The following is a 13,432-nucleotide window of genomic DNA, read 5'->3' on the forward strand; positions in this document are numbered from 1 at the left end:
AACGGCTAGACGGCGTAGGCAAGATCCGCGCTGGGCATCATTTCCTGGGTGATGGCATCACGCGTGATGGCCTTGGCCGTGCAGGCGCAACGGCCACACTGAGTCGCACACTCAGTACGCTCACGCACTTCCCGCCAACTGCGTGCACCGTCTTCAACGGCCTCGCGAATGGCATTGTCGGTCACGCCTCGGCATATGCACACGTACATTCCATCACCTCGCTGATCGCCCTGATAGGGAATGTAAATGATTCGCATAAATACTTTCAACCCCCAATCACACTCTTTTCGCTCGGCGGAGGCTCGACTTTGGTGGCATATCGTCGGGAGGCGCACGTAAGGGGATGATTTCGAGGCACAATCGGGAAGGTGGGGGGATAACGAAAGTTTAGCTCCGAAATATCATCAATAGCGATCACGGAAGTCTCTCGCCATGTCGGCAATCCAGAGCATCCGCTGCTCGTTCTCGGCCTTTTCCATAACGCCCTTATGAAAAGCGCTTAGTCAGCTCGGTCTCGAAACGATCGGCAAGCGCCTTCATCGCTTCGCCATTAGCGGCGCCCTCAACCACCTGGGGCTTGTTGGTAGTCTGCTTGGCTAGAAGGGTCGCACTGGATGCAGCGGAACGCGCTTTCGCGGTATTCCGGTGGAGATCCATGATGCCCATTTCTGTTGCCTCATCGCGTCCCACTATGGCGATGGTACGCCTTAGCATAGTTTCTTGGGCACGCAAAGCATCCACTAGGCCTTGGTAGGCCTCTGGGTCGACCACGGCATCATCGGGCATCTGAGAGAGGCGAACGCACTCGTTCTGGAATATCTGGGCCAGGTGGCGAGCACGACGGTTGGCGCGCACAATTTCGCTAAGAATGTATGCCCGCTCAGCGCGGCGGCTTTCTTGCTTCTGGGCTGACGGCACCTGATGAACCGAGTAGTGGACAACCTCAGTAGATGCCACGCCAACACCCGACGACAGCGCGCCGAACATGCTGATCGCAAAGCCGATTGACGATTTGAGGTTCACGGTATTCATCACAGATGCCTCCGCAACAAGCCTGACAAGGCACTTCTTACATCAGACTAGCACGCTAGGAGAGTGTTGCATTTTGCCAAACGGCAAGGGACGCGAAGCTTACTCCGGCTATCGGCACTGTGCAAGGCAGCTTTAGTGTGCTAAACGCTGTGCGCCATGCCTGGCGCAATTGAGGAAGGTGGCGGAAAATCTAGGCGCCCCCACCCTTCGAACCGTGCGTCGTCGAGCGGTTTTTCATGCGTTTCCCATAGGATAACGTACCTATGCCGGCACCAACTCGTCAGCGATTTTTTCCAGCATGAACGTTTCGCGCTGAATCGACTGCCCCATGGTGCCCTCCTGACGCGCCATGACCTGGCGATTATGGTCCACCGCTTCCGACACCGGCATCCAGATCGGCTTCATTCCATTGGCCACTTCATAGCTTTCCATCCGCGCATCGGCCAGCTTGGGGGCAACATCAATATCTTCGCCCTCATCAATACCGCCGCCAGGCAAGCTGAAATCGCTGTAGCGCTCAGTGAATAGCAGCAGAATCCGATCGTCCCGCAGGACAATACCCCGGGCTGCATGGCGTCGAAAGACCCGCCCATTGCGGGAAGACAGTTCAGGGTGGATCAGTTCCTTTAGAAGCTTCATGGTAGGCGTCCGGCAACCGGGGGACAAAAGGACCACGATTCTACCGGCACATTGGATTACGCACGAGCGCGGCATCTGGTATCGCAGCGCGCCAAATTTCCCGATCCTGCCGAAGCGTGATGTTAGCGGTTTTTCTACAGGCTTAACGGCACGCTGAGGCGCTCGAGCTTTGCCAGCGTCGCCTCAAGCGACTTGTTGTGCTAGTCATTTTCGAATCCTATGAAATATCGACTAGAGCATTCGGGCATAACACTGCCGGGGACGCCCCAGTTCACAATATGCAGCTGACGGGCATTACGGCTCGGCCCCTTCATGTACTCGACATTTAAAGCAGGGAGATGTACGGCAATCAGAAGAGACTCAACCCCACGGATCAAGTCCGGATCACCCACCGATACGCTTGCTTCCGAGACGACGCCCGCGTGGATGAATAGTTCCTTCTGGAACCAAAAACGTCCATCCAAGTGCTCTCGGAGCCGTTGGCGAACACTCCGCCCCGTGTTGGAGGATTGGGTCTGACCAATATAAAGGAGAATATTGGGGCCATACACTGGGTGCCGGCCATAAACGGCATATATTTGCGCTCCCTGCTCCAGGTCATGCGGCAAGGAGGGCGGGTGGTACCTGTCCTCTTCACGGCAATATGGCACCGAGAAGGGCCCCTCCCATTCAATATCTATCGCACGCATAAATAGTTCTCCGAACAATGCCCGCAGTACGCGCGGCTGCGAAATGGAGGCGCAGCCGCAATGAAAAAACCGTCGCTGTGCCTGCGATTGTTAACTTTTTTCTCGGTCGGCTATTTTTTGAATGCCCTTACTTACTGAGAAAAATGATTTATTGAGAGCCTTAAATTCTTTTACCAAGTTTGGCCCATACCCGTGTTCTGCGGATTCGCTGCGCTCAAATGTCCGCACATCGAGAGACGATGTTGCGCTCAATCGTCTCGAGTAAAATCTCGGCTTTCCCACTGCATAGTACTGGGCCTCAACTTGTATCGGTTCATCACCGATATATTTGTAAAGTCCTCCGTATTGCCCCCAAGTTAGCGTGATCTGCTGCCCTGGTGCTAAAAATGGAATGCCAGCAACGATGGGGCCAACCTCCATAGACTCGGGCATTTTCTCTGGTACCTCTATGCTGAACGCTTCGTAGGGCAATGGCCTAGTCGGTTTAAATTTTATGTTGTGCGCAGCACCATTACCGACGTTCTTGATAATCAGGTTTACAATGGAAGGCCGTTTAATATCAGGATCGGCATAGACGATAACGACCGGATCAGTTGATGACCGAAAGACAGCGTATGTGACCACTACAGACGCTGTTGCAATCAAGGCCATAAAGACCGAAATCCAGTTACCAACATCCATCTCGTTGTGACCTCCAATAAGTTAACGCCCCCAAGCAGGGGCATATTCTTGCGTTTTGAGCGCAGCGAAGCAAAAATGTGTCCCACTGCCTTGGCTGGTTATGTGCATGATTGACCGCAATTCTTGCAATGAGTGGCAGATACAGCCATTTCGACTTGACAGTGTCTGCAGGATTTCCTTTCACCGTGAATTTCTTCCGGCTTCTCTTTTCGGCCTTTATCGATAAATAGCACCCAAATTACAGCTACGACAAAAGCTACTCCTGCAAGCGCTGCAGCGGCCACGAGATATACGCCGTAAACGGCTGCTGCGGCAATTGCTACTCCGATAAGCCATGGAGCGATAAGCACCGCTATTAAAATCAGTACTATTAAAATGGCTAGCTGCATAAAACCCTCCAATACCAAAAACCTGGGCTAAACACTTCAGGCACATAACGCCGCAATAACCGGCGCGAGGTACGAGCGTCCGGCGCCGCAGGCGCGTAGTTAATTGCCTTGTTATACGTTTCCAATAATCTCAACAGATTTAATCCTATCAGGAGACACAATAACATTTTCTGAATCGAAAAATATATTTTCGGATGAAGCTGCTTCGAAATGCGTTTCCCCATCTTCAACCAGCTTTAAGTAGAGCAATGCTTGAGGTACTTCATACCCTTTAGATTCAGATATGAAAGAGACTAGGCAAGGAGCGCTTATCTCTTTAAAACTATTCACTAATTGTGAATAGTTTTTCACCAAGCAATGTTCCGGCAATATCCTCTACCATTTCAGGAGAGTCTAGATAATTATGGTTTGGTGAGGGGGCATGAATAGCAACATCTCGCATTAGAAATGCAAAAGGGCCTTCATCATGATCACCTTGCTTTCCAGATATGGACATTGAGAATGGATTGGAGCCAAAGCTTTCCATTCCTTCTGATAATTCTTTGAGCCGTGGCTCTATGAATTTTCTTGCCTCACTTTTAGTAAGGATACCAAGTTTATTAAGCTGGCTCGCATCTTCGGTTCGCGATCCATGAAACCAGACAACGCTTATATTATCTTTTGGATGCCCGAGAATATCACAAGCTTCTTCATATAAAACCTCTCCAGGAGGCTTATAGATGCTTTCGAATGGATTTATAGATTGCAAAACTGAAGTTAATTTGCCCTCAGTGGTGCTAAAAATATCTAGAATAGATTTTTTGGTAGATTCATAATTTGAACAATCTAAAATCACGTACGATACATCCTAACTATTTACGTATAACGCCGCATTCAGCGATTTATCCGCTGCAATGCTTTGTTATGCGATTTACATACCATAGTATTTTGAACTAAATGCCACTGTAAGCGGCGCCCCATCATAAAGGCATGAGACGCTGACTTTGAGCTTTCTTCTATGGTCATAGTAGGTGTGGTAATGGATTTTCTTCCTTTCTAAATCAAGTTCCGTAAATCCGATACTTAAAGCACCAAGAACAGGCTCTGAGTCGAATTCTTGATTTTGGTTATGTGGCGCAGTGGCTTTCAGATCAACTTCTACATAGCTAATAAAATTCCCTTCTGCCTCTAGGAGCATTCTGCAATCATCATTTTCGACGATAATGTTACCTACAGAGTTCGCAGTGGCTCCAATCTCTGCTTCAGCCTTGTGGATGGGCATTCCCATATACTGAAATGGCCGATGAAAAGGTTTCGACATAAGAGGCAAACTTTTCAAGAAAGCTTTATCTAGCGCAGTGCCGAGACTGTTTGAGCTTCTTTCAGAGTTCATAACGCTCTTATTGAAGACCAAACCGATACTATTAATGAGCGTTCTAAATGAGTCTTCGTACTGAGCTTCGTTCTGAAAATCCCCATACAGCTTCCCAACCAGAAATCCGGGAAGCTCACACTCTTTGAGCAGAATGGGGAGTACTTTAATAGGCTTTCCGTTTATCTGGTGATTCATAGCAACATCAAGCTCATTTACAACCCAAGGTGCTTCAACAGAATTAGGAGATAAGACAACGGCGAAGAAGTCTACAGAATCAATACCTTCTCGTATTTTCTGTATCAATGAGTCGCCTATTTTCATTTCCGCTTCATCAAGCCAATAACGAACACCATGGCTCTCCATGTCTCTCGCAAGCTTTCTTACAAAATCCTTGTCGCGATGGTTATGACTTAAAAACACGCTTACCGACATCTAGAAATTTCCTTTATGCGCATAACGCCGCCAGCACGCGCGGCTACGAAATGGAGGCGAAGCCGCAATGCAGTAGCCGTCGCCGTGACTGGCCTGGTTAGGCATAAATCCCTCTCTGCTACTCATTCTCCCGCTACGTCTGGGTGGTCAGTCCAGTCACACACCCCACAACTCGAGAAGTATTCTCCATCGTCACCGATGGAAATATCGAAATGGGTTCTAATGTTCCTTGACTTACAAACCGGGCACTCCTCGTTCTTATCAATCCGGCTCCTTTCCAAAATCTGGATGAAATGGCCAATCACCGTTTGGCAAGAATGAATTGCTATAGAAGAGGCTGTCTTATTGGCATTTCTAGAGTGCGTGAGCCAGTTCACCAACTGCCACGATTCTTTCGCGACACTCTTCAAATGTTGCCTAAGACTCTTGTTGCTACTCCCGGGGCACAACTCGTTCATCAGAACGTTTGACCAGTCAATAAAATTGGCATCTTGCGGCCGCTCTATTTCCTCTGGTATCTCCGTTCTACGCCTTAGCGCACCAATCAACGAAATTAGAGCTTCCCTTAGCAGCATTCCGACGGTTTGGTAATCTTCAGCCTCAACAGCAGTTTCATGCCTGTGGGAAGCCTGCTCTTCGCGGCGTATCACTTCATCGAATGGACTGAGCTCTCCTGCGTCGACATTATCTGATCGGCTTCTCAGGCGCATCATAAGCCCGATATGAAAAGACAGAGTGTAGTCAAGGCTTGGAAAATGCTTTTGGGAATAAAGGTTGGTGAGATTCGTTATGACCCACCAACGGCCACTATCAGTGGTTACATCCCACATTTCGTAGGTATCACCTAGCACAACCTCTGTTTTGATTCGCTCAACGTGTTGAACTTCTTCATCACGAGACTGGCTCTCAACATAGCTTGCAATATCAGCCTCAGAATAAGGATCTCGGTCGACGCTATATCTAGCGAGCTCCTCTGGGGGAACAGGGTGATCATGCACGACACAGTCGTCAGTCACTTCTTTTTCATCGGGTGGCTTGATCACGTCAACTCCTGCCTAACGAATAATCTAACGGGCGGCCAAAAGCGCAGCTTTTGGACGTCCAGCGAACGACGTGAGCGATAGTTGAGCGCATTGTTAGGCTGCGCGCTCACTCAATAACTCCCGTTTGGTTGATGATAGGAAAGCTACAGTTTCCATGAGGTATGCCATCGGTCGTAAACTCCCTGTCAGGATATTTTTTGCGCAACCAGTTACGTAGTTCGTCAGCGGTTAGGATGTGCTTTGTTTCGTACCTAAAGTCTTGACTCTGCCGGTTCCACAGCGGCGAATTTACTTGGAGGGTGGCATCCCAAGGAAAAGTGACTTTATTGTCTTTTGTACAAACCAACCACGCATGAGGGACTGTGTCGTAACCTGGAGGGCTCAGAAAACCAAGCGCATACCGAATCAAGAGTTGATGGTTTTTTACTTTTTGGGAGTAGTCGTAGTCTCCCAAGGCGCAAATTGTGGCTACTCCGCTATTTGAAAAGCACTCTCCCTGCTTTATGGGAAATAGAACCTTCAGCTGCCACAAAATATCCTCTGGGATTCTTGCTATACGCATTTGGCGCCCTTGCAGTTTCAACTCGCCTAACGCCCAAGCTCAGTTGTCGCCACGAAGTGGCGATGGACTTCCCCCAAAAAAGTGGACACGCCCCATCAGTGCAAACCCTCAAATTCCAGCGGCGTCCTGTAACCAAGGCTGCTGTGGAGCCGTTGGGTGTTATAAAAGCCTTCAATATAGTGATTTATATGTTTCCGTAATTGCCGCATCGTCACGAAACTGGTGGCGTGCAGCAATTCTCCCTTCAACGTCTTGAAGAAGGACTCAACCTCGGCGTTGTCCGTGCATTGGCCCGGGCGGTTCGCTGTGACGTACCCTATGCTGTTTCAGCAATCGTTGCGTCTTTTGGGCCCGGTATTCGATACCTCGATCCGTGTGAAGCAATAGACCAGCAGCGGGACGCCGAGCTTCGAAAGCCTCGCGCAGGGTCGCTCTGGAGAAATCCGCACTCAGTCTCTCACCCAATCGCCAGCTCAGCACTCGACGCGAGAACAGATCCAGCACCACCGCCAGGAAGACGTATTTCGAACCCAGCTTGATGTAAGTGACGTCGCTGCTCCACTGCTGATCCACAGCGTCCGGTGCGGGAGCCTCCAAACGGTGATTGGGCAGCGCTTTCAGCTCATGACGGCGCCTCGCCAAGCGCCGGTAGACGCGGGTAACGCGCGCCCTCATTCCCCATTGCTGCATCACCTTCGCGACCCGGTTTTTACCCACCGTGACGCCCTCACGGCGCAACGCCTGATAAACTCGCGGACTGCCGTATCGTCCCTCGCTGTTATCGTAGATCTTGCGGATCTGGGACAGCAGCATAGCTCGCTCGGACATTCGTTTGCTTGGCTTTCGGTTGACCCAGGCGTAGTAGCCGGAGCGTGAAATGCTGAGGTGCTGGCAAAGCGACTTTACGCTGTATCGTTGCCGGTGTTTCCAGACGAACCGGAACGCTTCCGTCGTTCCTCGGCCTGAAAACGTTGAAACTTTTTTAGGACGTCGTTTTCCTCCTCAAGCTCCGCAACCCGGCGTTTGAGGCGGGTGACTTCATCCTGCTCCCTGACCTTTTCCTTGGCTTCGGCAGGCGCTTTCTCAACCCGTTTCATGGCAAATTTTCCCTCTCGGTACTCCTTTCGCCAGCGTGACAGCATGAACGGGTGAATATCCAGCGCTTCCGCGACCCCTTGGACGCTTCGGTGAGCCTGGTGGCTCCACTCGACCGCCTTCACCTTGAACTCAGTGCTGTAACGTTGCGTCTTCTTCCCCGTGATTATTGCGGGCATCGGGTTTCTCCTACGTGGGAGTTATCGATGCGTGTCCACTAAACCGGGGGGAAGTCCACGATCAACTGCAGCGATTTGTTAGCTGTCGCCGCGCGACCGCCGTAGATTTTGCGAAAACTTCTCATTGACCTGGATGCGTTTGGCTAGTTGCTTAAGGGAAAGCTTGCGCTTCCTCATAGTGCTTATGTAGAAGTCTCGCACCCATTGATTGATCCACTCGCGATCGAAGCCATGCTCTATAGCTTCAGCATTTAATGCACGCTCAGAGTCTTTTCTCACGCGTTTGATAGCTTGAAAGATCTTCTCCGAGTTCAGGCCCAGAAACTTCTTGACGCAACAGTTTCCAACCGTTGCATAGTTTCCATTTGAGGGGTTGTGCAGGTTGCAAAGCTCAATGATCGGAAAATGACCACATAGTCACGTCTCAGGTTCTCCAGCTTCGTAAACCTCTGAAAGAGCCCACTCCAACTTCGCTGCATCCCTGATATCGGATACCGAACGGGAGATGATTTCTGAAGTTAACCGATACTCAGACATGTCTACAAAGCCGGAATGCTTAAACCTACTTACGCACGTACTGATCCGGAACCGTTTCCCATGTGTTGCACTTACGGCGCACGGCTCTTCGGAATGCACGGAACAGGTCGTTTCTATCTATGTTGGCATCAGGCTTGACGTCCTGTACCGCAGCCTCAAGAGCACGCTTCATTTCGCTGCTTAGGTGATCAATGATCTCTTCAATTTCAACTTCGGCCATTTGTAATCCTCCTGCTCGTACTTTCGGTTTGGTATGGCAACTCAAGGGCAGCTAACAGGTATTAGATAGCACGCTCATTTTGCTACTTGAATGAGCGCGCGCGTTCAAGAAATCTTATCAAGCCCGCCTTTTCGCACCTAACCCATTGATTTTAAATAGTGCTAAGCAGAATTAGGCGCGTTATACAAAATTCGCGTGCTTGCGCGTTTTGCTGAATCTGATAATACTGTATACATATACACTAATTTAGGGTTGCCCATTAATGCTCACAGCCAACCGCCAAAGCTGATGGATCGCGTGAAAGCCATCATGAGAGTGAAACGCTACAGCCCTCGCACCGTGAAGACTTACTGCTACTGGATACGTTATTTCATTCGCTTCAATGGCTTGCGTCACCCCACCAGCATGGGTGGCTCCGAAGTGAAAACTTTTTTGGAGCATCTTGCGGTACAGCGCCATGTGGCAGCAGCCACGCAGAACCAGGCCCTGAATGCTCTTGTTTTTCTTTATCGCCATGTACTTGAGCAACCCTTAGGGGATATCGGGGAGTTTTCGCATGCCAAGCAACCGCGCCGGTTGCCGGTAGTGCTGAGTCACGAGCAAGTTGTGCTCGTGCTGAATCAGCTATCCGGTCCCATGCATCTGATGGCAACCTTGATGTATGGCTCGGGATTGCGGGTCCTCGAAACCTGCCGTTTACGCGTCCGTGATATCGATTTCGAACGTCAAATCATCACGGTGAGGGCTGGTAAAGGGGACAAGGACAGAACCACCCTGCTCCCTTCAACCTGCATCCCCTCTTTGCAGCATCAAATCTCCATGGCCAGCCAGCAACTTGACCACCGCCTGCATCATGGCAGTGTTCCCGTGACGCTTCCCCATGCGCTGGATCGCAAATATCCCAATGCCGGAATCTCCTTGGCTTGGCAGTGGCTATTCCCGGCCAGCCGCCCCTGTTTTGATGAGACAGGCAAGGTGGTACTTCATCATATCCACCCATCGGCGGTACAGAAGGCCGTCAAGCAGGCAATGAAAGCGGCATCGTTGCCGCGGCCTGGCTCTTGCCACACGCTACGACACAGCTTCGCCACCCAGCTACTGAGCCAGGGCACAGATATTCGTACCGTTCAGGAGCTGTTGGGGCACAAGAGCGTGGAAACCACCCAGATCTATACACATGTGCTGGGCAAAGGATTTGCCGGCGTACGTAGCCCATTGGGCTGAGGACTGGACTGGGCTTTTAGCCACGCTACCGCCCCTACCTGTGCATGCGGCGATGAGCGGCTGTCATCCATGCGATAGTCTCTGCGCGCTGCTTGGTCATCAGTCTTCTTAAGTAGTCTTTGCTGTACCGTAACCAGCCGTTACAGGGAGAGCAATGCCCACGAAAGCATGAGAAAGAAGTCATTTCACGCGGGGAACTACTACCTGGCTTCACCCAGCATGCTTTCCAGTTCGCTTTCGTCGACGCCGAGCATCTGCAGGATGTTGCGTTGAGCGGCTTCGAGAATGTGCTGGCGTTCCTGCTCGCCGGGTAGGCTCTTGGCGATGGCGACGGCGCCGACCAACGAGGCGAGAATGACGCGGGATTTGTCGGCGATGACGTCGCGGTCGGGTTCGAGGGGGAGTTTCTTGAGGCGACTGAGGGCGATGAGCCGGGTTTCCAGCATCTTTTTCATGCGCAGGTACGAGGCTTCGAACAGCGTGCGGATCTCGGCGTTCTCGTTGCCGATCTCGTTGAATAGCACCGTTTCCGGCCCGGGCTTGTGCTTGCGTTCCAGCTCCTGGAGGTTCCAGCAGTTGGAGACCAGCTCCGTGAGGTGCTTCATCGAAAGCGGCCCCTTGACCAGCCTGGCCGCGCGGCTGCTTTCCAGGGTTTCGCGCACCGAGGCGTGGTAGAGCGCTTCCTTGGAGGCGAAGTGAGCATAGAAGGCGCCGTGGGTCATCTTGGCCAGTTTCATGATCTGGCCGATGGAGACCTTCTCGAAGCCTTGGCGGCTGAACAGTTCGACGGCCGATTTGAGAATGCGCTCGCGGGATTTGGCCTTGCGATTCGTCGAGTCGGACATGGCGACCTCACGTTGCTGCTCAGAATAGGTGCTGAATACACGCTGAATATTATCTTGATCATATCAAGCTGGGTGCTAGCGTGGCACGAATACAATTTCGTTCAGGACACTATCATGTCATCACCGCTCGTCATCACCGGCATGGGCATGGTCAGCCCCCTCGGTTGCGGCGTGAACGCCAACTGGGAGCGCCTGCTGGCCGGTCGCTCCGGCATTTCTTCGATCTCGCGTTTCGATACCGGCGAGCTGCCGATCAAGGTCGCGGGCTCGGTACCCGGCATGGAGAGCGACCCGGAGGCAGGCTTCGACCCTGACCGCGTGGCCGATGCCAAGGAACGCCGCAAGATGGAGCTGTTCAGCCTTTATGCCATGGCTGCCGCCGATGAGGCGCTGACCCAGGCTAACTGGTTCCCGGAAAGCGATGAGGACCGGCTGGCCACCGCCACCATCGTAGGCTCCGGCATCGGCGGGTTTCCGACCATTACCCAGGCGCAGAATACCCTGACGACGCGCGGCCACCGTCGGCTCTCGCCTTTCACCGTACCGGCCTTTTTGGCCAACTTGGCGGCGGGCAATGTGTCGATTCGCTATGGCTTGCGCGGGCCGTTGGGCTGCCCGGTCACGGCCTGCGCGGCAGGCGTGCAGGCGATTGGCGATGGCATGCGCATGATCCGCAGCGGCGAGGCCGAAGTGGCTCTAGTGGGTGGCGCCGAAGCCTGTATCGACCCGCTCTCGCTGGCCAGCTTTCATGCCATGAAGGCGCTCTCCACCGAGCAGGACGACCCCACCAAGGCATCGCGTCCCTTCGATCAGGCCCGCAACGGCTTCGTCATGGGCGAAGGCGCAGGGCTATTGGTGATCGAAACCCTGGACCACGCCGAGGCGCGCGGGGCAACGCCGCTGGCCTTCCTCAGCGGTTATGGCACCAGCGCGGATGCCCACCACATCACCGCTGGACCGGAGGATGGCGCCGGCGCCGCAGCGGCCATTCGGGCTGCGCTGCGAATGGCGGGGCTCGCCCCCGACGCCATCGATCATATCAACGCCCACGCGACCTCGACGCCGGTCGGCGACCGGGCCGAGATCGCCTCCTTGCGCAATGCGTTCGGTGACGCCCTCGCCGGCATCCCGATCTCCGCCACCAAAGCGACCACCGGCCACCTGCTCGGCGCCGCCGGCGGGGTGGAAAGCATCTTCTCCGCCCTGGCGGCCATTCACGGCCAGCTTCCCCCGACCCTGAATCTGGAAAACGCCGATGAGGATCTAAGCGATCTGGACTTCGTCTCCGGCGAGGCACGCGAACACCGCAGCCAGCATGTGCTGTGCAATGGCTTCGGCTTCGGCGGGGTGAATGCCGCACTGATCGTCAGCAAGGTGTAGGCACTGTCTGAAAAGTACTGCGCTCCGACAAGCCACCACCACCGCTTCGGCGCAGCGGTGGTGGCTGGAAAACGCTCGCTGTTGCAGAGAGAAATCCAGCCCCGTGTAGCGACTAGGGCGTGTCTCCTACCTTACCTTTTTGCGCTAGCCAGGGCGGCCCCGAAGCACATGAAGGTCGCACCACCGATACGATTGACGACGCGCGCCCCCGTTGGCGAGCGGAACCACCCTTTCGCCTGTTGGCCGAAGAACGCATACAGGCAATGAATTACTATCACCAGCGTACTGTACGTCAGCACCAGCAGCGTGAACTGTGCGGTGAAGTTCCCCTGTGGGTTGATGAACTGAGGAAAGACCGAGAGAAAGAAAAACACGGCCTTGGGGTTGGTCAGTTGTATTGTAAGCCCTTCGAGAAAGCGGCGGCGAAAGCCTAGCGATTGCGTGGGCCGTTCAGAGAACGTAAGCGACGGAGAGCGCCAAAGACGAATCCCCAGATAGAACAGATAGGCGGCGCCAAGGAGTTTCAGCGCCGTAAAAGCAACCGCCGAAGTTGCCAAGATCACCCCGACACTCGAGGCGGAGATGCTCGCAACGAGCAGGGTGCCAAAGGCAATACCGAATATTCCGCCAAGGCTCCCCATGAAGCCATACCGCAGCGCGTTGCTTAGGGTCATTACGACGCCCGGCCCTGGGCTAAGCACTGTCAGCGTTGCCATTATCAGGAACAGCCAGTACAGGTCCATCTCAAATCCTCGCTAGACACCGCTCTCGCAATACTTCGCCAGTCGGAGAAGGTTGGACGCCCACGTAGAGCGCCGTTGGCGTCCCGTTGACCGCCTTGTTAGGGCCCTTGAATCGGGCTAGCATAATCGTATTGCCACTCGCGGAGGCACCATGAATACGGAAACATTAGACCACCTACGCTCCCAGATTTCGACGCTCTCCGAGTCGGAACGTGCAGCGCTGGCTCGCGAGCTGATAATGAGTCTGGACGGTCCCCGTGACGACTCTGTCGAGCAAGCCTGGAACGATGAAATCGTTCGCCGTGCTTCCAGGGTCAAAAGCGGAGAAGCGACACTTATCAACCGTGAAGAATTGCGATCCAAGATGCGGGCGAGATTAGGCCAGTAA

General features: G+C 53.1%; 16 protein-coding genes and 1 pseudogene. 3 read left to right on the forward strand and 14 right to left on the reverse strand.

Annotated features, from left to right (window positions below; genetic code table 11):
- Positions 1–5: 5 nt before the first annotated feature.
- The 12 genes and pseudogenes from RVY79_RS02765 to RVY79_RS02815 form a co-directional block, all read right to left on the reverse strand.
- Positions 6–209 (reverse strand): (2Fe-2S)-binding protein, encoded by a 204-nt coding sequence (locus RVY79_RS02765; RefSeq protein ID WP_040243348.1) that lies wholly within the window; start codon positions 207–209, stop codon positions 6–8.
- Positions 210–486: 277 nt separating this feature from the next.
- Positions 487–1,032 (reverse strand): hypothetical protein, encoded by a 546-nt coding sequence (locus RVY79_RS02770; protein WP_317462485.1) that lies wholly within the window; start codon positions 1,030–1,032, stop codon positions 487–489.
- 261 nt (positions 1,033–1,293) lie between these two features.
- Positions 1,294–1,671, reverse strand: a complete 378-nt coding sequence (locus tag RVY79_RS02775) for a hypothetical protein (protein WP_317462486.1) — start codon at positions 1,669–1,671, stop codon at positions 1,294–1,296.
- Positions 1,672–2,450: 779 nt separating this feature from the next.
- Positions 2,451–3,041 carry a hypothetical protein gene (locus tag RVY79_RS02780; RefSeq protein WP_317462487.1) on the reverse strand — a complete coding sequence of 197 codons (591 nt, stop codon included), beginning with the start codon at positions 3,039–3,041 and terminating at the stop codon, positions 2,451–2,453.
- 98 nt (positions 3,042–3,139) lie between these two features.
- Positions 3,140–3,430: a hypothetical protein gene (locus RVY79_RS02785; RefSeq protein ID WP_317462488.1), complete on the reverse strand. Its 291-nt coding sequence runs from the start codon at positions 3,428–3,430 to the stop codon at positions 3,140–3,142.
- 322 nt (positions 3,431–3,752) lie between these two features.
- The gene (locus RVY79_RS02790) at positions 3,753–4,265 is read right to left on the reverse strand and encodes a hypothetical protein (protein ID WP_317462489.1); all 513 of its coding nucleotides are present in this window, start codon (positions 4,263–4,265) and stop codon (positions 3,753–3,755) included.
- Between the two features lie 75 nt (positions 4,266–4,340).
- Positions 4,341–5,216 (reverse strand): toll/interleukin-1 receptor domain-containing protein, encoded by an 876-nt coding sequence (locus RVY79_RS02795; RefSeq protein WP_317462490.1) that lies wholly within the window; start codon positions 5,214–5,216, stop codon positions 4,341–4,343.
- 122 nt (positions 5,217–5,338) lie between these two features.
- Positions 5,339–6,259: a hypothetical protein gene (locus RVY79_RS02800; protein ID WP_317462491.1), complete on the reverse strand. Its 921-nt coding sequence runs from the start codon at positions 6,257–6,259 to the stop codon at positions 5,339–5,341.
- 657 nt (positions 6,260–6,916) lie between these two features.
- Positions 6,917–7,141 (reverse strand): integrase core domain-containing protein, encoded by a 225-nt coding sequence (locus tag RVY79_RS21985; RefSeq protein ID WP_411161695.1) that lies wholly within the window; start codon positions 7,139–7,141, stop codon positions 6,917–6,919.
- A pseudogene (locus RVY79_RS02805) lies at positions 7,086–7,742 on the reverse strand (IS3 family transposase); the annotation flags it as partial. The gene RVY79_RS21985 and the pseudogene RVY79_RS02805, both read right to left, overlap by 56 nt.
- Entirely contained in the window at positions 7,724–8,095 is a 372-nt protein-coding gene (locus RVY79_RS02810; protein ID WP_317462492.1) for a transposase, read from the reverse strand. The pseudogene RVY79_RS02805 and the gene RVY79_RS02810, both read right to left, overlap by 19 nt.
- A gap of 562 nt (positions 8,096–8,657) precedes the next feature.
- On the reverse strand, positions 8,658–8,852 hold the full coding sequence (locus RVY79_RS02815) for a hypothetical protein (protein WP_233973971.1): 195 nt from the start codon (positions 8,850–8,852) through the stop codon (positions 8,658–8,660).
- Positions 8,853–9,140: 288 nt separating this feature from the next.
- Here RVY79_RS02815 and RVY79_RS02820 point away from each other — a divergent pair, with 288 nt between their 5' ends.
- Entirely contained in the window at positions 9,141–10,076 is a 936-nt protein-coding gene (locus RVY79_RS02820; RefSeq protein WP_317462493.1) for an integron integrase, read from the forward strand.
- Between the two features lie 200 nt (positions 10,077–10,276).
- Here RVY79_RS02820 and RVY79_RS02825 read toward each other — a convergent pair whose 3' ends face one another.
- Positions 10,277–10,921: a TetR/AcrR family transcriptional regulator gene (locus tag RVY79_RS02825; RefSeq protein WP_317462495.1), complete on the reverse strand. Its 645-nt coding sequence runs from the start codon at positions 10,919–10,921 to the stop codon at positions 10,277–10,279.
- Between the two features lie 114 nt (positions 10,922–11,035).
- Here RVY79_RS02825 and fabF point away from each other — a divergent pair, with 114 nt between their 5' ends.
- A complete protein-coding gene (gene fabF / locus RVY79_RS02830; protein ID WP_317462496.1) occupies positions 11,036–12,301 on the forward strand; it encodes a beta-ketoacyl-ACP synthase II in 1,266 nt (421 codons plus the stop codon).
- A gap of 131 nt (positions 12,302–12,432) precedes the next feature.
- On the opposite strand, the gene RVY79_RS02835 is transcribed toward fabF, so the two are convergent.
- On the reverse strand, positions 12,433–13,044 hold the full coding sequence (locus RVY79_RS02835) for a LysE family translocator (RefSeq protein WP_317462497.1): 612 nt from the start codon (positions 13,042–13,044) through the stop codon (positions 12,433–12,435).
- Positions 13,045–13,195: 151 nt separating this feature from the next.
- Here RVY79_RS02835 and RVY79_RS02840 point away from each other — a divergent pair, with 151 nt between their 5' ends.
- Positions 13,196–13,432, forward strand: a complete 237-nt coding sequence (locus RVY79_RS02840) for an addiction module protein (protein WP_317462498.1) — start codon at positions 13,196–13,198, stop codon at positions 13,430–13,432.

The sequence above is a fragment of the Chromohalobacter sp. HP20-39 genome (assembly GCF_033052815.1).
Classification (GTDB): Bacteria; Pseudomonadota; Gammaproteobacteria; order Pseudomonadales; family Halomonadaceae; genus Chromohalobacter.

Coding starts and splice junctions, on each gene's coding strand:
- RVY79_RS02765 (WP_040243348.1), bottom strand. CDS start 209: ATGTACGTGTGCATATGCCGAGGCGTGACCGACAATGCCATTCGCGAG.
- RVY79_RS02770 (WP_317462485.1), bottom strand. CDS start 1,032: ATGAATACCGTGAACCTCAAATCGTCAATCGGCTTTGCGATCAGCATG.
- RVY79_RS02775 (WP_317462486.1), bottom strand. CDS start 1,671: ATGAAGCTTCTAAAGGAACTGATCCACCCTGAACTGTCTTCCCGCAAT.
- RVY79_RS02780 (WP_317462487.1), bottom strand. CDS start 3,041: ATGGATGTTGGTAACTGGATTTCGGTCTTTATGGCCTTGATTGCAACA.
- RVY79_RS02785 (WP_317462488.1), bottom strand. CDS start 3,430: ATGCAGCTAGCCATTTTAATAGTACTGATTTTAATAGCGGTGCTTATC.
- RVY79_RS02795 (WP_317462490.1), bottom strand. CDS start 5,216: ATGTCGGTAAGCGTGTTTTTAAGTCATAACCATCGCGACAAGGATTTT.
- RVY79_RS02810 (WP_317462492.1), bottom strand. CDS start 8,095: ATGCCCGCAATAATCACGGGGAAGAAGACGCAACGTTACAGCACTGAG.
- RVY79_RS02815 (WP_233973971.1), bottom strand. CDS start 8,852: ATGGCCGAAGTTGAAATTGAAGAGATCATTGATCACCTAAGCAGCGAA.
- RVY79_RS02820 (WP_317462493.1), top strand. CDS start 9,141: ATGGATCGCGTGAAAGCCATCATGAGAGTGAAACGCTACAGCCCTCGC.
- RVY79_RS02825 (WP_317462495.1), bottom strand. CDS start 10,921: ATGTCCGACTCGACGAATCGCAAGGCCAAATCCCGCGAGCGCATTCTC.
- fabF (WP_317462496.1), top strand. CDS start 11,036: ATGTCATCACCGCTCGTCATCACCGGCATGGGCATGGTCAGCCCCCTC.
- RVY79_RS02835 (WP_317462497.1), bottom strand. CDS start 13,044: ATGGACCTGTACTGGCTGTTCCTGATAATGGCAACGCTGACAGTGCTT.
- RVY79_RS02840 (WP_317462498.1), top strand. CDS start 13,196: ATGAATACGGAAACATTAGACCACCTACGCTCCCAGATTTCGACGCTC.